Origin of the sequence: Chryseobacterium nakagawai (genome assembly GCF_900637665.1) — a bacterium.
Lineage (GTDB): Bacteria > Bacteroidota > Bacteroidia > Flavobacteriales > Weeksellaceae > Chryseobacterium > Chryseobacterium nakagawai.
The window spans coordinates 1,361,518-1,382,048 of record NZ_LR134386.1; the positions used below are offsets into that span (position 1 = coordinate 1,361,518).

General features: G+C 39.0%; 7 protein-coding genes, 2 tRNA genes and 3 rRNA genes. 11 read left to right on the forward strand and 1 reads right to left on the reverse strand.

The features are described 5' to 3' along the window. Positions 1-121: 121 nt before the first annotated feature. From EL260_RS06205 to EL260_RS06215, 3 genes are all read left to right on the forward strand, one after another. The gene (locus EL260_RS06205; protein WP_123859329.1) at positions 122-2,260 is read left to right on the forward strand and encodes a S46 family peptidase; all 2,139 of its coding nucleotides are present in this window, start codon (positions 122-124) and stop codon (positions 2,258-2,260) included. Between the two features lie 68 nt (positions 2,261-2,328). Beyond that, entirely contained in the window at positions 2,329-3,330 is a 1,002-nt protein-coding gene (locus EL260_RS06210; protein ID WP_123859331.1) for a polysaccharide deacetylase family protein, read from the forward strand. Continuing rightward, complete coding sequence (locus EL260_RS06215) at positions 3,327-4,412, forward strand: GNAT family N-acetyltransferase (RefSeq protein WP_123859333.1); 1,086 nt, start codon at positions 3,327-3,329, stop codon at positions 4,410-4,412. The genes EL260_RS06210 and EL260_RS06215 overlap by 4 nt, the downstream gene beginning before the upstream one ends. 63 nt (positions 4,413-4,475) lie before the next feature. Here the strand turns inward: EL260_RS06215 and EL260_RS06220 are convergent, their stop codons facing one another. Further along, complete coding sequence (locus EL260_RS06220) at positions 4,476-7,343, reverse strand: M16 family metallopeptidase (protein ID WP_123859335.1); 2,868 nt, start codon at positions 7,341-7,343, stop codon at positions 4,476-4,478. A 1,571-nt stretch (positions 7,344-8,914) separates the two neighbouring features. Here EL260_RS06220 and EL260_RS06225 point away from each other — a divergent pair. From EL260_RS06225 to kdpB, 8 genes are all read left to right on the forward strand, one after another. Beyond that, a 16S ribosomal RNA gene (locus EL260_RS06225) occupies positions 8,915-10,431 on the forward strand. A 209-nt stretch (positions 10,432-10,640) separates the two neighbouring features. Next, positions 10,641-10,714 (forward strand) — tRNA-Ile (locus EL260_RS06230). Between the two features lie 87 nt (positions 10,715-10,801). Continuing rightward, positions 10,802-10,875 (forward strand) — tRNA-Ala (locus EL260_RS06235). 202 nt (positions 10,876-11,077) lie between these two features. After that, positions 11,078-13,841, forward strand: a 23S ribosomal RNA gene (locus EL260_RS06240). Positions 13,842-13,985: 144 nt separating this feature from the next. Then, positions 13,986-14,093, forward strand: a 5S ribosomal RNA gene (gene rrf / locus EL260_RS06245). The 16S, 23S and 5S rRNA genes sit together here with 2 tRNA genes alongside, the layout of an rRNA operon. A gap of 762 nt (positions 14,094-14,855) precedes the next feature. Continuing rightward, a complete protein-coding gene (locus EL260_RS06250) occupies positions 14,856-16,181 on the forward strand; it encodes a sigma-54-dependent transcriptional regulator (RefSeq protein WP_123859337.1) in 1,326 nt (441 codons plus the stop codon). 436 nt (positions 16,182-16,617) lie between these two features. Next, positions 16,618-18,312: a potassium-transporting ATPase subunit KdpA gene (gene kdpA / locus EL260_RS06260; protein ID WP_123859339.1), complete on the forward strand. Its 1,695-nt coding sequence runs from the start codon at positions 16,618-16,620 to the stop codon at positions 18,310-18,312. 179 nt (positions 18,313-18,491) lie between these two features. Further along, on the forward strand, positions 18,492-20,531 hold the full coding sequence (gene kdpB, locus EL260_RS06265; protein ID WP_123859340.1) for a potassium-transporting ATPase subunit KdpB: 2,040 nt from the start codon (positions 18,492-18,494) through the stop codon (positions 20,529-20,531).

The following is a 20,531-nucleotide window of genomic DNA, read 5'->3' on the forward strand; positions in this document are numbered from 1 at the left end:
TCTTTATATTCAACAAGAATTCCCTCTTCACTTGCGAAGCAAAATTGACAGTTGATATTTTACCCGTGTTTTATGGGTCCTATTCTTATTTTTCTTCGTAAATTCGGGCAAAATTTTGATTATGACAAAAAAGATACTTTTATCCGTATTTCTTTTGCCGGCTGCAATGGCATTTGCACAACAATATGGTGGAATGTGGATTCCTACAGAACTGAATGAAAAGGAAATGAAGGATTTAGGAATGAAAATCTCTGCAAAAGATATTTTCAATCCTCAGAAACCTAGCATAAAGGATGCTGTAGTACAGTTTAACGGCGGATGTACCGCGGAGATTATTTCTCCTAAGGGATTGTTACTGACTAACCACCACTGTGGGTTTGGTCAGATTCAGGCACATTCTACGGTTCAGAATGACCTTCTTTCAAATGGTTTCTGGGCTAAAAATATGAATGGCGAGCTTCCTAACCCGGGAGTAAAAGTAGATTTTATTGTAGATATAAAAGATGTGAGCTTCCAGATTTTGGAAGGAACAGATCATCTTACAGAACCTGAGCTTACCAAAAAGATCAATAACAATATTGAAGTTTATAAAAACTCTCAGAAAATTGAATCGTACCAATCGATTATGATAAAGCCAATGTACTATGGAAACAAGTACTATGCTTATACAATCGAAACCTATAAAGATATCCGTCTTGTTGGGGCACCACCTCAAAGCATCGGGAAATTCGGAAGTGATACAGACAACTGGGTTTGGCCTAGACATACCGGAGATTTCTCAATGTTCAGAATCTATGCAGACAAAGACAACAAGCCTGCAGAGTATTCAAAAGATAACGTACCTTACGTTCCGAAACATTATTTACCGGTTTCCATCAAGGATAAGAATGAAAATGATTTCACATTTGTTTTCGGATTCCCAGGGAGAACTACAGAATATCTTCCGGCAGTAGCAGTAGAAAAAATCATGAATGAAATTGATCCTGCAAGAATTGCTGTACGTGATGTAGCTCTAAAAACATTGGACGAAAAAATGCGTGCAGATAACGAAACACGTATTAAATATGCTTCCAAATATGCATCTGTAGCCAATTACTGGAAAAAATGGATCGGTGAAGTAGAAGGATTGAAAAAATCCAATGCAGTTGAGAAAAAAGTAATGTATGAGGGTGCTTTAGTCTCTAAAAACCCTGAAGTTAAGACAACGTTAGATCAACTGAACAAACTTTACAATGAACAGGCTCCTTATGCGTTAAACAATGCTTATTACACAGAAGTGGTAAGAAATGCTGAGACTTTGAAGCTGGCAGGAGATTATTATGACTTTGTAGGTACTGTAGAAGCTGGCAGAATGGATGAGAAGGAGCTTACGAAGCTAAAAACAAAATTAACTTCTTTCTATAAAGACTATAGCGCAGAGCTTGATGCTAAAGTAACAGCAAAACTATTGGCTTTATATACCAATAAAACAGCTCCACAATTTTTACCGGCAGGATTCAACAAGTATAAGGATGAAAATGCAAACATTCCTCTGGTTGAAGATATGTCAAAAAACTCTATCATTACAGGGAGAACAGCTGTAAATGGAGCAACGCTCACTACAGACATCGATAAGGCATTCTCTAATCAGGATAAACTAATTAAAACACTGAAGAAAGATCCTATCTATCAGCTTTATGTTTCTATGAAAGAGACCTATATGAAAGCAGCAGATCCACAATATTCTTCAATTCAGACCAAAATTGATGCTTTACAGAAGAAGTTTATGGCTCAGCAAATGGAAACGGATAAAGATAGAAAATTCTTCCCGGATGCTAACTCTACCCTTCGTGTAACTTATGGTAAGGTTAAAGGTTCCGCTCCAAGAGATGCAGTTTCTTACGGGTACCAGACTCATCTTGCCGGAGTAATGGAGAAATATATTCCTGGAGATTATGAATTTGACGTTCCTAAGAAATTGATTGAGCTCTACAACAAGAAAGACTTCGGAATCTATAAAGATAAAACTGGTGATGTTCCTGTAGGATTTACAGCAACCAACCATACAACAGGGGGGAATTCAGGAAGTCCAACTCTTGATGCCAATGGAAATCTGATAGGTCTTAACTTCGACAGACAGTGGGAGGGAACTATGAGTGATATTAACTTCGACCCACGTTTCAGCAGAAACATCATGGTAGATACAAAATATATTCTTTTCATCGTTGATAAATTCGCAGATGCTAAATGGCTTGTTGATGAAATGAAAGTAATAAAATAATTTTAAAAAGTTATACCTTTAAAGAATCTATTTGAATTTATTTCGAATAGATTCTTTTTATTTTTAGGATGAAAGATCAGATCATTAATCTATTTACTGCTTTTGAAACAGATCATTTCGGAAAGTCTTTTCCGTTGAATTACTGTTTACCTGTTTATCATTGTGTTTCCGATGAAAAGATTCCCCATATCAGACATGTGATCCAATACAAGAATACTAGACAGTTTGAAGCAGATATTGACTGCCTTTCAAAACATTTTCAATGGGTAAACTGGCAAGAATTCAAAGATTTCACTTCAGGAAATTTCAAACCTCAAAAAAAGTTCGCTTTACTTACCTTTGATGATGGTCTCAGAGAATTTTATGACATAGTTGCTCCTATATTAGAGCGTAAAGGAATTTACGCCTGCAATTTTATAAACCCGGCTTTCATTGACAATAGAGAAATCATGTTCAGGTGTAAAGCTAGTCTGTTGATAGAAGCTTTAGAAAAAAAGAAGACTATACATTCTGAGATAAGCAACATTCTTTCTCTCGGTAGCAAAGCTGAAAAAGAAACATTGAAAAACGAGATTCTAAAAATTACTTATCAGGAAAAAGCCATTCTGGATTCGCTTGCTGAAAAGTTAGAAGTTGATTTTAAGTCCTATTTAAAAGAACACAAGCCTTACCTGAACACGGAAGAATTAAAAAATCTTACTAATAGAGGCTTTGGAATATCATCTCATAGCTGGGATCATCCGAAATTCGGAAATTTATCTCTGGAGCAACAGATAGAATCAATAGATAAAACCTTTGTGTATTTAAAACAAAATGATTTCCTGTATGAGAGTTTTGCCTTTCCTTTTACTGATTTCGGAGTGAAAAATGATTTCTTTGAGGCGCTTTTTAAAAACAAAGAAATGTATTGTAGTTTTGGGGCAGCAGGAATTAAACTAGACAGTGTAAAAAGGAATTACCAGAGAATTCCAATGGAAACAGGTGAAAGTGCAGAAAGAATCCTGAAAAAAGAAATCGCTTATTTTAAGTTGAAAAAGCTGATGAATAAAAATACTATTGTGAGAAGATGATACAGCTGAAGACATTCAATAAAAAAGAACTTGAAGATTTTGTATCATCCGGTGAATTCAGGCAGTATGATTTTCTTCCCATTACGGAACATCGTGCGATGTCACATATCCATAATCCAAAAGCAACTAAAGAGCAGACACTCCTTATTCTTGCCTTTTATGAAGGAAGATTAGCTGGATATATGGGGTGTCTCCCGGATTTTTTTGAAATTGAAAGAAAAGCCATCAGGTTTGCCTGGTTAAGTACATTGTATGTAAGCAATGAGTTCAGAGGGAAGAAAGTAGCAAAAGCACTTCTGCAAAAAGCTTTGGATGAGTATAATAATCATGTTATCATGGCAGAATTTACAAAAGAAGCAGAGGTTTTCTTTCATCATATAGGAAGCATTGAGAGTTTTTTTCCTAAAAACGGGAAGCGATATTATTTCAGACTAGATTCAGCAACGGTTCTCTCAGAAAAAAAAATATGGGTAAAGAATTTCAGGCCTCTTTTGCATCTTTCAGATACTATAGCAAATACTCTGATTGGAATAAAAAATATAGGAACAGGGAAGCCAAAGTTCAGATTTGAAGTATTGAATCAGATGGATACAGAAATCAAAAACTTTGCCTCCTCATATCATGGTCAGCGAACGGTAGATGAAATAAACTATTTTACGAAAAATCCATGGATTTTGGAAGGCAGAAAAAGAGATGATAACTATTTCTTTTCCAGCTATGCTGAGGTTTTTAAATATGTTTGGGTTAAGGTATATGACAAACAAGGTAATCTGGAAACCGTATCATTATTGCTTTTACGGGATGGTCATCTTAGAATTCCTTATATTTTTTCAAACGGAAATTCAAGTATCCATAAGTTTATTCAGTTTTTAAACATTTTTATCATTCAAAATAAGATAAAAATGATGACCGTTTACAATGAAACACTTAATGAGAAAATAAAGGAGTCTAAATCATTATCCAGAATCTATGAAAAGGATTTCAAACGAGATTACCTTTTCCGTAAAGAATTACTAAAGAGCCTTCCAGAGAATTTTAATCCCCACTTACAGGATGGAGATGGAGATTGTATGATGACATAGGTGATGATGAGCTAATAACATAAAAAAGCCGCTCAATAAAGATATTGAGCGGTTCTTTTATTTTTAATGTCCGAAAATGTCTTTCAGACTTACTTCTGTAAAGGTTCCCATTTTACTTACAGCTTCCATATTTAGGTTTTCCTTTTTACCGATAATCGCTGTATTAAAATCTACGGATTGAATTTCCGATTGATAAAACTCTCTGATATCCTCAAATTTCAATACCTGAATCTGATTAAAGATATCTTTTCTGAAATCATGATCAATCCCCAGCTTCTTCAATCTTAAAGTGTTGAAGAAGATATTGCCTCTGGTAACTCTGGTAGAAGCGATCTGTTTTAAAGCCGCATTTTTGGCATTTTCAAACTGGATGGTAACCTCAGGAAGTTCATTCATCAGCTCATCCATTGTATCAACAGCAATCATCAATTTATCCGGTTGTGTCCCGATATAAGTGGTAACATAATCCGGATGATTTAATTCTGCATTGGCTGAATAAGAAACATAGGCGGAATAGGCTAAACTTTTACTCTCACGAATCTCCTGGAAAACAATGGAAGATAATCCCCGACCAAAATATTCATTGAAAACATTCATCTTTCCAAAATAAGCAGGATTAACCATATTTCCCTTACCCACTTTACTCATTTCCATCTGAACCATATCATAGTCGATAAAGTATACATTTCCTCCGGTAGCAGGTTCAGGATATTGTCTGGGTTCAGGAATCTGAAGGCTTTCAGTTTCTGTATATTCACCAATATATCCTTTGAATGCTTCAAAGTCTTTTCCATAAAAGAAAATCTGGTAAGGATATTTGAACAATTGCTTCATTCGGTCAGTAAATACTTCAGCCTTAGTGCTTTCAAGCTCCTCCTTAGAAATGATGTCTGTAAAACGAGAAGTACTTCCTAATTTGGTATAAGTAGTAAGCGCTGTCATGATACGGTTTTTATCTTTCTTTACAGCCTGACGGTTTTCCAGCACGGTTCCTACAAATTGATTGTAGATCTCTTGATCCGGCTGTACACGATACATCCATTGCTGAAGAAGTGAAATTCCTTTTTCAATATTTTCCTCCAATCCGCTCAGAGAGATTAATAATTGATTATTGCTTGTTTTAAAATCATTGCTGATTCCAATTTTGAAAAACTCCTTTTTCAAATCCTCAGGAGAAAACTCATCTGTCCCTAAATACTGAAGAAGTTGAGTGGAAATTCCAAGTTCACGATCATGATCACTTCCAAAAGGAAAAATAAAATGAACCTGGGCAATATCGTTGTACTTATTCTTTACAAAACTTAATTTCTTCCCTTTGATTTCGTCAGTTGCGATTTCCTTTTGATAATCAACGAATTCAGGTTTAATATCTTCTGTTTTATCAGCTAAGATCTCCTTTAAAAACTCAGATTGTGCATCACGATTAATCTTAACAGGGGTAATCCCTGGGTTGTCCACTCTAAGTAACTTATCATTAACTCCTTTTTCCTTATTAATAACAACATAATTGTTTTTAAAGAAATCATTGGCAAAACTGATAATGTCTTCCTTAGTGAAGCTTTCATACTCATCCATTTCATTCAACTCCTGCTCCCAGCTTATCCCCTTTATATAAATATCATATAGAGTAGTAGCTAAGCCTTCTGCCGTTTCAAGTCCTTTCATTCTCTGAAGCTTGAAATCATTGATGATCGCAGGAAGCATCCAGTCCGGAAAATCTCCCTTCTTGATAAGTTCAATTTCCTCCAGAACCATATTCGTTGCTTCTTGCAACGTTTGGGTTTCTTTCGGAACAGCAACAATAGAAAAATAACCGTATTGTTTTAATCCCACGGAAAATGCCTGTGCCCAAAGCATTTTCTGAGTCTGATTGATATGAAGATCCAATAAGCCGGCTTCCCCTCTGTTACTCAGAATATTCACAACAATATCAGCAAGCATCGCATTTCTGGTTCCATAACTATCCGTTCTCCAGGCCAGCTGAACCCTTGGAGTAGTAGGACTTTTCACCGTTCTTTCAACAACTTCTGTAATGGGTTGTTCAATAATCGGGGTCTTTTTCGGAAGCTCTCTATAAGGAATAGTCCCAAAATATTGGTCTACCAACTGAATCGTCTCTTCGAAATCAAAATCCCCAACCAATACCATAGCATAATTATTAGGAACATAGTATTCATCAAAATACTTATGAATAGCCTTCATAGAAGGATTTTTCAAATGTTCAGGTTTGCCCAGTGTAGTTTGCTGTCCGTTAGGGTGGGTCGGAAATAGAGCCGACATCAGTTCATAGTTAACCAATCTCGTATCATTATCCTGAGCCCTGTTGAATTCCTCATAAACAGATTCCAGTTCTGTATGGAAGAGGCGGAGAACAATCTCAGAAAATCTTTCCTTTTCTATTTTTAACCATTTTTCCAGTTCATTATTCGGAATATTGTTTTTATAGACCGTTTCATCAAACCAGGTATGAGCATTCGTTCCCGTAGCTCCTAACGAAGAAATAGCCTTGTCATATTCATTGGCAATAGCATACTGGCTTGCTTCCTGAGAAACTTCGTCTATCTTTTTGTAAATATCTTTTTTCTTTTCAGGATCCTGCTCAGTTTTGTGTTCCTCATAAAGTTCCGAAATTTGATCTATAAGTTCCTTTTCTTTTCCCCAGTTTTGAGTTCCTATCTTAGATGTTCCTTTAAACATCATGTGCTCAAGATAATGAGCCAGTCCGGTGTTATCTGCCGGATCATTATTACTGCCTGTTCGTACCGGAATAAAAGTTTGTATCCTTGGTGCATCAAAGTTTTGGGCAAGGAAAACCTTCAGCCCGTTCTTCAAGGTATAGATTCTTACTTTATTTTTATCGTGGGTTACTGTAGTATATTCGTAGTGGTTTGTATCTGTATGAACCGTTTCTTTATATCTTCTGTCTGTCATATATGAATTCATTTCATCCTTAATATAGTAAGAATGTAGTACAAATGTAAGCAATCAGAAAAAAATAGATTCCGCTTTTATGACTATTGCATCTATTATTATAGTTGAGCAGATGAATCAGACAAAAAAGATCTATATAATTATATAATATAGTATAAGCTCTTTTCATTTCCTTAAACCTTTTCAGGAGCTATTTCCCGCTATCCACTCTTACTCCTCACGCCTTTACCCACCAACGCTCAAACCCTCGACCTCTCCAAACCCTGTTGCGGGGTAACCGTTACTATCGGGGCTAGGGTAGTAGACATACATTATAAATAACGAGTAATAAGTAATAGATGATAGGTTTTATTGCATAGGTAAGTTTTCACATGATTAATAACTAGAATGTGTTTTTATAAAAACCTGTCTTCTTATATATAAGTATACATCCATATCTCCTGAAGTCTTTGTCATTGGTGACGTGTAATCTTCTATTCCGGTAAGAGTTCCCACAAAAGCTCCCCATTGCTTTAAGAAGATCGAATGATTATTTCAATTAGATATACAAGAAACCTACTCATAATACAACCAGCACTATCATCTGTGAAAATCCGTGTCATCTGTGGGAAATAAAAAAACACTGCGTTTTTTCATAAAACAATCTTAGAGAATAATCATCATATCCTTCAGTCTCTTTATTTCTCTATTTGCCTCCGCACCATTTTTGTCATCCTTAAGGATCTCAACATCGCATTATTAAAATAAACCTCTATCTATAATTTCCAACGTACAAAAGCCCATCAATAGGAGTGGGCTTTAGCCCACTCAAATAAAATAAACGCCCAGCCATTGGCTTTAGCCCAAACCTATTTCAAAATAATTCTGAAAACTTCCCCCATGTGTTATATATAATGTATACCTTCCATTACTCATTACTCATTACTCATTACTCATTACTCATTACTCATTACTCATCATTATATAGATGATATATCATATAGAAACACCCCCATTTTTCCCCAACTCTCATACCCTCGAACTCTTTCCCTCCAATCCCCAAACAAATGTTTAAAATTTTTCTCTCATAGTACCAGTGCTTTAAGAGAAAAATATTACCCGAATATGAATTTTATGTTAAATAAACTTGCGGGTAATGGATGAAGTTTCTATCTTTGCCCCACTGAAAAACGAAAGGGATTCGGTAAGCGCAGAGGAGCTTTTAGATAAGCATAAACATTATATTCTACGAGAGACAGGCGAAAAAAAAACTTTTAATTTTTAGGATTTAAAAGTTGCGAGTTAAAATAAAGTTTGTATCTTTGCAGTCCCAATTAAGGGAGCGCAGGAGTAGAGAGATTGAGGGTTAGGAAAGAGATTAAGGTTACTTAAAAAACTTTAAAATTTTCTTTCGAAACATTTGGTCAGATGAAAATAAAGTTTTACTTTTGCACTCGCAAATACGGAGCGACACTGACAGAGAGATTGCTTCGTTAAAAAGCGAAAGATATAAAGATCATTGACATACAATATAACAACCAAGTAAGGAAAAACTAAAGCGTTAAAAAACTTTGAGTGAGTCAGACAAACATACAATGGAGAGTTTGATCCTGGCTCAGGATGAACGCTAGCGGGAGGCCTAACACATGCAAGCCGAGCGGTAGAGATCTTTCGGGATCTTGAGAGCGGCGTACGGGTGCGGAACACGTGTGCAACCTGCCTTTATCTGGGGGATAGCCTTTCGAAAGGAAGATTAATACCCCATAATATGTTGAATGGCATCATTCGATATTGAAAACTCCGGTGGATAGAGATGGGCACGCGCAAGATTAGATAGTTGGTGAGGTAACGGCTCACCAAGTCTGCGATCTTTAGGGGGCCTGAGAGGGTGATCCCCCACACTGGTACTGAGACACGGACCAGACTCCTACGGGAGGCAGCAGTGAGGAATATTGGACAATGGGTGAGAGCCTGATCCAGCCATCCCGCGTGAAGGACGACGGCCCTATGGGTTGTAAACTTCTTTTGTATAGGGATAAACCTAGATACGTGTATCTAGCTGAAGGTACTATACGAATAAGCACCGGCTAACTCCGTGCCAGCAGCCGCGGTAATACGGAGGGTGCAAGCGTTATCCGGATTTATTGGGTTTAAAGGGTCCGTAGGCGGATGTGTAAGTCAGTGGTGAAATCTCACAGCTTAACTGTGAAACTGCCATTGATACTGCATGTCTTGAGTGTTGTTGAAGTAGCTGGAATAAGTAGTGTAGCGGTGAAATGCATAGATATTACTTAGAACACCAATTGCGAAGGCAGGTTACTAAGCAACAACTGACGCTGATGGACGAAAGCGTGGGGAGCGAACAGGATTAGATACCCTGGTAGTCCACGCCGTAAACGATGCTAACTCGTTTTTGGGTTTTCGGATTCAGAGACTAAGCGAAAGTGATAAGTTAGCCACCTGGGGAGTACGTTCGCAAGAATGAAACTCAAAGGAATTGACGGGGGCCCGCACAAGCGGTGGATTATGTGGTTTAATTCGATGATACGCGAGGAACCTTACCAAGGCTTAAATGGGAAATGACAGGTTTAGAAATAGACTTTTCTTCGGACATTTTTCAAGGTGCTGCATGGTTGTCGTCAGCTCGTGCCGTGAGGTGTTAGGTTAAGTCCTGCAACGAGCGCAACCCCTGTCACTAGTTGCCATCATTAAGTTGGGGACTCTAGTGAGACTGCCTACGCAAGTAGAGAGGAAGGTGGGGATGACGTCAAATCATCACGGCCCTTACGCCTTGGGCCACACACGTAATACAATGGCCAGTACAGAGGGCAGCTACACAGCGATGTGATGCAAATCTCGAAAGCTGGTCTCAGTTCGGATTGGAGTCTGCAACTCGACTCTATGAAGCTGGAATCGCTAGTAATCGCGCATCAGCCATGGCGCGGTGAATACGTTCCCGGGCCTTGTACACACCGCCCGTCAAGCCATGGAAGTCTGGGGTACCTGAAGTCGGTGACCGTAACAGGAGCTGCCTAGGGTAAAACAGGTAACTAGGGCTAAGTCGTAACAAGGTAGCCGTACCGGAAGGTGCGGCTGGAACATCTCATTTTAGAGCGTCTTTTAGACGATAAACAAAATTAGTATCTTCGGATACAAGTACTTATTCAAAGTAAAGCTTTAGTTTTTTGTTTGGTTGATTATATTAAAAAATACAAAACCCACTAGAAATTAGTAAAGGGATTGAGAGAGACAAGGATGAAGATAGGATGGTCAGTTAAATCTGATATCTGTTATCTGAAATCTGTTAGTCTAACAGACAGTCTCGTAGCTCAGCTGGTTAGAGCGCTACACTGATAATGTAGAGGTCGGCAGTTCGAGCCTGCCCGAGACTACTAATTATAAGACGGGAAGATATAAGACATCAGATCTCAGACAATAAAGTCTGTAATCTGAGATCTAAAATCTGAAGTCTACTAGAGGGGGAATTAGCTCAGCTGGCTAGAGCGCCTGCCTTGCACGCAGGAGGTCAAGGGTTCGACTCCCTTATTCTCCACAGTTTTGGAAGACTGATTTAAAAGTTACGGATAGAGCCAAAAACAATATTCGTTCATCAGTTGGACAAGAAGAATTTAAGATCATTGACATTAACGGTAAAGACATCACAAAGAGATAACCGAGCACTTTCGAGTGCCGAGTTTATAAAAATATCGATAAATTTAATTTATCAAAAAATACTGAACTAATTTAATATTAGGAAAGAAATCGTTAAGGGCGTATGGCGGATGCCTAGGCTTTCAGAGGCGAAGAAGGACGTGGTAAGCTGCGAAAAGCTGCGGGGATTGGCACACACGAATTGATCCGCAGATGTCCGAATGGGGCAACCCGTCTGGTTGAAGACCAGTCACTCTAAATTTATTTAGAGAGCAAACCCGGAGAACTGAAACATCTAAGTACCCGGAGGAAAAGAAATCGAAGAGATTCCGTAAGTAGTGGCGAGCGAAAGCGGATTAGCCCAAAAGCTAATTTATGTTTAATAGAATGTTCTGGAAAGAACGGCCGTAGAGGGTGATAGCCCCGTATATGAAAGGCATATTTAAGTGATAAATGAGTAGGGCGGGACACGTGAAATCCTGTCTGAATATGGGGGGACCATCCTCCAAGGCTAAATACTCCTGAAAGACCGATAGTGAACAAGTACTGTGAAGGAAAGGTGAAAAGCACTTCGAATAGAAGGGTGAAATAGAACCTGAAACCGTACGCCTACAAGCGGTCGGAGCAGCATTAAGCTGTGACGGCGTGCCTTTTGCATAATGAGCCTACGAGTTAATTTTACTAGCGAGGTTAAGGACTTCAGGTCCGGAGCCGGAGCGAAAGCGAGTCTGAATAGGGCGGATAGTTAGTAGGATTAGACGCGAAACCTTGTGATCTACCCATGGGCAGGTTGAAGCTCTGGTAACACAGAGTGGAGGACCGAACCGGTTGACGTTGAAAAGTCTTCGGATGACCTGTGGGTAGGGGTGAAAGGCCAATCAAACTGGGAGATAGCTCGTACTCTCCGAAATGCATTTAGGTGCAGCGTCGTATATAAGTTTATTAGAGGTAGAGCTACTGATTGGATGCGGGGGTTTCATCGCCTACCAATTCCTGACAAACTCCGAATGCTAATAAATGTTCTACGGCAGTGAGGGCATGGGTGCTAAGGTCCATGTCCGAGAGGGAAAGAACCCAGACCAACAGCTAAGGTCCCAAAATATATGTTAAGTTGAAGCAACGCGGTTGGACTGCATTGACAGCTAGGATGTTGGCTTGGAAGCAGCCATTCATTTAAAGAGTGCGTAACAGCTCACTAGTCGAGCGGTCCGGCATGGATAATAATCGGGCATAAACATATTACCGAAGCTATGGATTTGTATTTTAGATACATCTGGTAGGAGAGCATTCTATTTGCGCCGAAGCAGTACTGTGAGGTATTGTGGAGCGGATAGAAAAGAAAATGTAGGCATAAGTAACGATAAAGCGGGCGAGAAACCCGCTCACCGAAAGACTAAGGTTTCCTCAGCCATGCTAATCAGCTGAGGGTTAGTCGGGACCTAACGCGAACCCGAACGGGGAAGTGGATGGACAATGGGTTAATATTCCCATACTTGCTCACACTAAAAAGGGGACGGAGTGCCGTACTTACTGGAGACTGACGGAATAGTCAAGGCCTAGCCTTCGGGCGAAGCTGCTGTAGGGAAAGTGCTTCCAAGAAAAGCCGAAGTGAAGCAACCCGTACCAAAACCGACACAGGTAGTCGAGGAGAGAATCCTAAGGTGCTAGAGTGAATCATGGTTAAGGAACTAGGCAAAATAGTCTCGTAACTTCGGGAGAAGAGACGCCATCAGCAATGGTGGCCGCAGTAAAGAGGCCCAGGCGACTGTTTATCAAAAACACAGGACTCTGCAAAATCGAAAGATGCAGTATAGGGTCTGACACCTGCCCGGTGCTGGAAGGTTAAGGAAGGTGCTTAGGGTTAAACCGAAGGCATTGACTGAAGCCCCAGTAAACGGCGGCCGTAACTATAACGGTCCTAAGGTAGCGAAATTCCTTGTCGGGTAAGTTCCGACCTGCACGAATGGTGTAACGATCTGGGCACTGTCTCAACCATGAGCTCTGTGAAATTGTAGTATCGGTGAAGATGCCGATTACCCGCAATGGGACGAAAAGACCCTGTGAACCTTTACTATAACTTCGTATTGACTTTGAGTAAGTAATGTGTAGGATAGGTGGGAGGCTATGAAGTGGGCACGCTAGTGTCTGTGGAGCCGACGTTGAAATACCACCCTTTACTTACTTGGAGCCTAACTTCTTTTAGAAGGACATTGCGTGGTGGGTAGTTTGACTGGGGTGGTCGCCTCCAAAAGAGTAACGGAGGCTTTCAAAGGTACCCTCAGCACGCTTGGTAACCGTGCGTAGAGTGTAATGGCATAAGGGTGCTTGACTGTGAGACCAACAAGTCGATCAGGTGCGAAAGCAGGACATAGTGATCCGGTGGTTCCGTATGGAAGGGCCATCGCTCATAGGATAAAAGGTACTCCGGGGATAACAGGCTAGTCTCCCCCAAGAGCTCACATCGACGGGGAGGTTCGGCACCTCGATGTCGGCTCGTCACATCCTGGGGCTGGAGAAGGTCCCAAGGGTTGGGCTGTTCGCCCATTAAAGTGGCACGCGAGCTGGGTTCAGAACGTCGTGAGACAGTTCGGTCTCTATCTATTGCGGGCGTTAGATGTTTGAGAGGGCTTGATTCTAGTACGAGAGGACCGAATTGAACAAACCTCTGGTGTATCAGTTGTACCGCCAGGTGCACTGCTGAGTAGCTACGTTTGGAAGAGATAAGCACTGAAAGCATATAAGTGCGAAACTCGCCTCAAGATGAGACATCTTTTAAGGGTCGTGGGAGATGACCACGTTGATAGGCTATAGGTGTAAAGACAGTAATGTCATAGCCGAGTAGTACTAATTACCCGTAGATTTATAGCCTGATATGGCGCACGAAAGTGCAGCAAGGTTAGCTCTTTGTGAAAGTTTTTATCGATTAAAACAGATGTCAGATATAAGACATCAGATAACAGACTTTAAGTCTGAGATCTGAAATCTATCCTCTGATATCTTATATAAAGCCTTTAGGGTGGTTTTAGCGGTGGGGCTCACCTGTTCCCATTCCGAACACAGAAGTTAAGCCCACCAGCGCCGATGGTACTGCTAACGCGGGAGAGTAGGCCGCCGCCAGTTTTTATTTTATTTTTAAAAGTCTCATACAGTAATGTATGAGACTTTTTTTTGTTATATACTCAAATCCCACAACACAAAACAAATCCAAAACACACCACACCACACTAAGAACAATACAACCACAATACAATCACTAATCAGTAATAGGTAATAAGTAAGATCTAATCTCTAAGTTTTGGCTAAAGCCACTGGAATTCTTATTTACTATTAAGCGGACTAAAGCCCACTTCTATTGAATATTGGCTGTATCAAATATAAATAGCACTTAGAGTTAGATTGTACTCAACTATTGGATATCATTATAATTCTTTTTTTCATCGTCTATTGTCATCCTGTAAGGATCTAAATGGTTGAAAGGAAAAAAGAACTTCTTATTTTCAATGGTAGCTTGAGTAGGTATAATTGTGAATAACGCTGGCTAGATGCCTACGGGATGACAAATAGCGAAGAATATAGACAAGATAAAGAATCATACAAGTACACTCGTCTTCATTATAGATTACTTATTGCTCATTACCCATTACCCATTACTGATTATTCATACCTTTTTCCTAGCCCTGATAGGAACGGTTACCCCCGCAGCTTGGGTTGGCCCTTCGGCGAGGTTCAGGATAAGGGAAAGACATTGGCGCGAGGAGTATGAGTGGATAACAGGATAAAGCTCCTGAAAATAAAGAATTGGATGAAATTAATTTCCGCAATAAAAGGACTTTACTCGAATAATTTCAATAAGTTTGTATTAGTTTTCCAAAAAGAATTATAATGTCAGGAAACATTCTGATCATCGATGATGAGATCAAGCTCCTTAAATTATTAGGAATGATCCTTTCCCAAGAGAATTTTAACGTAAAAGAAGCTTCAACAGCCCGCTCGGCTATGACAATGTTGGAACAGTATGATTTTGATGTTGTGCTAAGCGATGTCCGGTTGCCTGATGCGTTTGGAGTAGACCTTATAAAGTCTATTAAAACAAAATATCCGCACCTGGAAATTATTCTGATGACTGCATTCGGAAATATTACTGATGCTGTACAGGCTATGAAAAATGGTGCTTATGATTACCTGGTAAAAGGGGATGATAATGAGAAAATTATTCCTTTGGTATATAAAGCATTGGAAAAGGTAAAAGATAATAAAACCAGAATGGTTCAGCCATCCTCATTATTAAAAGGCTTTGGGCAAATTATTGGTAATTCTCCATTGATTCTGTATGCTAAGAAGCTAGCCGAAAAAGTAGCATTAACGGATGCCGCAGTACTTTTAACTGGTGAAACAGGAACCGGAAAAGAAGTTTTCGCCAATGCCATTCATGAAGGAAGTGAAAGAAAGAAAAATAGCTTTGTAGCAATTAATTGTTCAGCCTTCAGTAAAGAAATTCTTGAAAGTGAGCTTTTTGGGCACAAACAAGGAGCTTTTACCGGGGCAATAAGAGATAAGAAAGGATTAATTGAGGAAGCCAATGGCGGAACATTATTTTTGGATGAAATTGGAGAGATGCCCATAGAGCTTCAGGCAAAATTGCTTAGGGTTTTGGAAACCGGAGAGTTTATCAAAATGGGGGAAACTAAGGTTTCCAAATCTGATTTCAGACTCATTGCGGCTACCAATAGAAACCTGGAAAATGAAATAATACAGGGAAATTTCAGGGAAGATCTCTATTTCAGACTGAATGTTTTTGAAATTACACTCCCAGCTTTAAGAGAAAGAAAAGAGGATCTGAAAATACTGACTAAGAATTTTATTGATTTATTTTCAAATAAACTACATCTGCCATCCATTCAGGTTTTGCCGGATTATTATAAAGCTCTTGAGAAAAATGATTGGAAAGGGAATATCAGAGAATTAAGAAATGCTGTAGAACGTAGTCTAATCCTGATGAATGATAATATTCTGGATGCGGAAAGTCTTCCCCATTACTCTGAAAAGACTGTTCCTGAAAGTGATTCTTTAAGTATGAGATCATTGGAAAAAATCCATATCCAAAAAGTATTACAATATACGAAAGGGAATAAGGCAGAAGCGGCCAGGCTCCTTGAAATAGGAATTGCTACACTATATCGCAAACTCGACGAATACGGACTAAAATAAGTTATTTATCATTTTAATAAAGAGCCTATCATTTTGATAGGCTTTTTTGTTTTTATATAGGTTTTTATTTTGATTTAATGATCTGTTTATCAATTGTTTGAGCTCTTTTTTAAAGAATTGGACTTTCTTTTGGCATATAGTCATTGAATAAAATATTTAAAAATGACAATTTCAAAAAAAACGTTTAAAAAACGGGAGCATTCCACTTTTAGTCTGCTGATTGTATCGTACGTATTGTTTACTCTTTTAACCTTAATAATAAAGATATGATGCTGATAAGTTTAATTCTGCTCTTTGCAGTATTGTTTTGGCTTTTATATAAATCAGTTGAATTTTTTGATAGAATATAAATTATGTGGAGTTTATTTTTCCTTTCAGTACTTGCCTTTGTGTATATCTGTTATGTTTTAATGAAACCTGAAAAATTTTAGAGATCATGAATACAGAAATTTTAGGCATCATAGCCATGTTTGCTATCACATTAGTTATCGGAATATTTTTAGGTAAATATATAGCTAATGTCTATGGATACAAAAAAACTTTTCTTGATCCGGTTTTTCAGCCGATTGAAAAGTTAATTTATAAAATATCAGGGATCAATGCCAATCGCCAGATGAACTGGAAGCAGAATATGTATGCGATGCTGGCGATTAACCTGGTTTGGTTTGTAATAGGCTTTATTCTCCTGATGACTCAGGCCTGGTTACCTTTGAATCCAGATGGGAACCCGAATATGTCACCTGATCTGGCTTTTAATACAACCATTTCATTTTTAGTGAACTGTAATTTACAGCATTATTCGGGAGAAACGGGAGTAAGCTATCTGAGCCAGCTTTACCTGATGTTTTTACAGTTTGTAACGGCTGCAACAGGAATGGCTGCTATGGCTGTTCTTTTTAAAGCCTTCAAAGAAAAAACAGCCACAGAACTTGGTAATTTCTATGATTATTTTACTAAGTCAATGATTCGGATTTTAATTCCGATCAGCGTAGTGGTCGCTTTAATTCTTTCTATCAACGGAAGTCCAATGACTTTCGAAGGAAAAGATCATATTACAACATTGGAAGGACAAAAAATAGAGGTCTCCAGAGGTCCTGTGGCTGCTTTTGTTGCCATTAAACATTTGGGAACCAATGGTGGGGGATTCTTCGGAGCCAATTCTGCGCACCCTCTTGAAAACCCTAACTATATAACAAATATGACGGAAATGATCACTCAGATGATTATTCCTTTTGCATTGGTCTTTGCGTTAGGTTTTTATTTAAAGAAAAGAAAGCTATCATGGGTAATTTTTACCGTAATGACCGTTGGTTTTCTTGCACTTGCTGTTCCGAATATCGTTAATGAAACTGGTGGTAATCCTTTGATTACAAAAATGGGAGCAGAGAGTAGCCTTGGAGCGATGGAAGGAAAGGAAATCCGTTTCGGAAGTGCGGCATCAGGATATTGGAGTATTGCCACAACAGTGATTTCTACCGGCTCTGTAAACTCTATGCACGACAGTACGATGCCTCTTTCAGGGATGAATGAACTTCTTGCCATGATGATTAACTGCTTTTACGGTGGTTGTGGTGTAGGGATTCTAAACTACTTTATCTTCATTATTCTCGCAGTATTTATCAGTGGTTTGATGGTAGGAAGAACTCCTGAGTTTATGGGGAAAAAGATTGAGGCCAAGGAAATGAAGATTGCGATGATTGTTGCTTTGTTCCATCCATTTTTAATTTTGGTGGGGACAGCTTTAACAGCTTACTTACCGGAATTTGGAGCCAAAACATTAAATAATCCGGGATTCCATGGATTCAGTGAAATGCTGTATGAATTTACTTCTTCTTCGGCCAACAACGGATCTGGATTTGAAGGGTTGGGGGATAATACTCCATGGTGGAATATTTCAACCGGAATTGTATTGCTGTTATCAAGATTTATCCCAATCATAGGACCGGTAGCCATTGCAGGTTTACTGGCTCAGAAAAAATTCATTCCGGAAAGTTCAGGAACATTGAAGACAGATACAGCAACATTTGGTTTTATGACCCTGGCGGTTATCTTACTTATTGCTGCTTTGTCATTCTTCCCTGCATTAACTCTGGGACCTATTGCAGAACAGATACAGTATTTCTCTAAATAAATTGTGAACATTAAAAATTAAAATCAATAGTCAACCATTAAGGAAGCCGAATAGTTTAGAGAACTAGTCTAAAACTTACCGAAACGTTCACTCATAATATTATCCATTTCTACTCTCTATAATTGGGTTTACCTTGATGGTTATTATTGATTTATAATGATATAAACTCTTTCAAAAAAATGAAAAATCAATCACAAACATTGTTTCAAAAAGATTTGGTAAACGAAGCGATTAAACAGTCTTTCGTGAAACTGAATCCGAAAATTATGTTTAAAAATCCAGTTATGTTCCTGGTGGAGATCGGAACAGTGGTCATGTTTATAGTAAGCATGTTCAGCCTGACTGGTGATAAAACCCAGGGAAGTTTTTCTTATAATTTCCTGGTCTTCATCATCCTGTTTTTTACGGTATTATTTGCCAATTTTGCTGAAGCGATTGCTGAAGCCAGAGGAAAAGCACAGGCTGATACCCTGAGAAAAACCCGTGAAGAAACTCCTGCTAAGCTGGTTCTTGAAAATAAGCCAGGCTTTCAGGTGGAAACAGCCTTAAAAATGTCGGCTGAAATGAAGCTAGGCGATATTTTTCTTTGTGAAGCTGGAGATCAGATCCCGATGGATGGAGAAATCATTGAAGGTCTCGCTACCATTGATGAGTCTGCCATCACCGGAGAAAGTGCCCCGGTTATTCGAGAGGCAGGTGGAGATAAGAGTTCGGTGACTGGAGGTACAAAAGTACTTTCAGACAGAATTAAAGTAAAAGTAACTACCAAACCGGGAGAATCCTTTTTGGATAAAATGATTGCTCTTGTAGAAGGAGCTTCAAGACAGAAAACACCAAACGAAATCGCATTAACCATATTGTTAGCAGGATTTACTCTTACTTTTATTATTGTTACCCTGACTTTAAAGCCTTTTGCAGACTATGCGCAGACTCCGATTACCATTGCAGCATTTATTTCACTTTTCGTATGCCTTATTCCGACAACTATTGGAGGCCTTCTTTCTGCCATCGGAATTGCAGGAATGGATAGAGCTTTAAGAGCGAATGTTATTACAAAAAGTGGGAAAGCAGTAGAAACAGCGGGTGATATTGATGTTTTACTACTTGATAAAACAGGTACCATTACTATTGGAAACCGTAAAGCGACTCAATTTCATCCGGCCAACGGAATTAAGATTGAAGATTTTATTAAAGCCTCTGCTCTGAGTTCGGTCGCAGATGAAACACCTGAGGGTAAATCGATTATAGAACTTAGCCAGCTGAAATCAGAAGACCTGCTGGTTCCTAATCCAACATACATTGATTTTACTGCTGAAACGAGAACTTCAGGGATTGATTTTGAGGAAACAAGAATCAGAAAAGGAGCTTATGACACAATTAAAAAACTGACTGAAAAAGCCGGGAATCTTTTCCCACAGGAAACCCAGGATGCGGTAACCAAAATCTCTGAAAATGGAGGAACTCCTTTGGTAGTGGCTGTCAATGAAAAAGTATGGGGAGTGATTGAACTGCAGGATATTATTAAAACTGGCATCCAGGAACGTTTCCAGAGATTGAGAAAAATGGGGGTAAAAACGGTAATGGTCACCGGAGACAACCCTTTAACCGCAAAATTTATCGCAGAAAAAGCAGGAGTAGATGATTTTATTGCCGAAGCCAAACCGGAAGATAAGATGAACTATATTAAAAAGGAACAGCAGGAAGGAAAACTGGTTGCGATGATGGGAGATGGAACGAATGATGCTCCGGCTTTGGCCCAGGCTGATGTGGGCGTAGCGATGAACAGTGGAACCCAGGCCGCGAAGGAAGCGGGAAACATGGTAGATCTTGATAATGACCCTACCAAACTGATCGAAATCGTTGAGATTGGAAAACAGTTACTGATGACCCGTGGAACCTTAACCACTTTCAGCATTGCGAATGATGTTGCTAAGTATTTTGCTATTATTCCAGCACTGTTTATCACGTTTATCCCATCGCTTCAGAAGCTTAATATTATGAATCTTCACAGTCCGGAAACAGCCATTTTATCAGCGGTTATTTTCAATGCAGTGATTATTCCTTTCCTGATTCCATTAGCATTGAAAGGAGTGGCGTATAAGCCAATTGGAGCCAGTGCATTATTGAGAAGAAATCTTTTGATCTATGGGTTAGGCGGTGTTATCGTTCCTTTCATTGGAATCAAAATTATTGATGTACTGATTAGTTTATTCTATTAA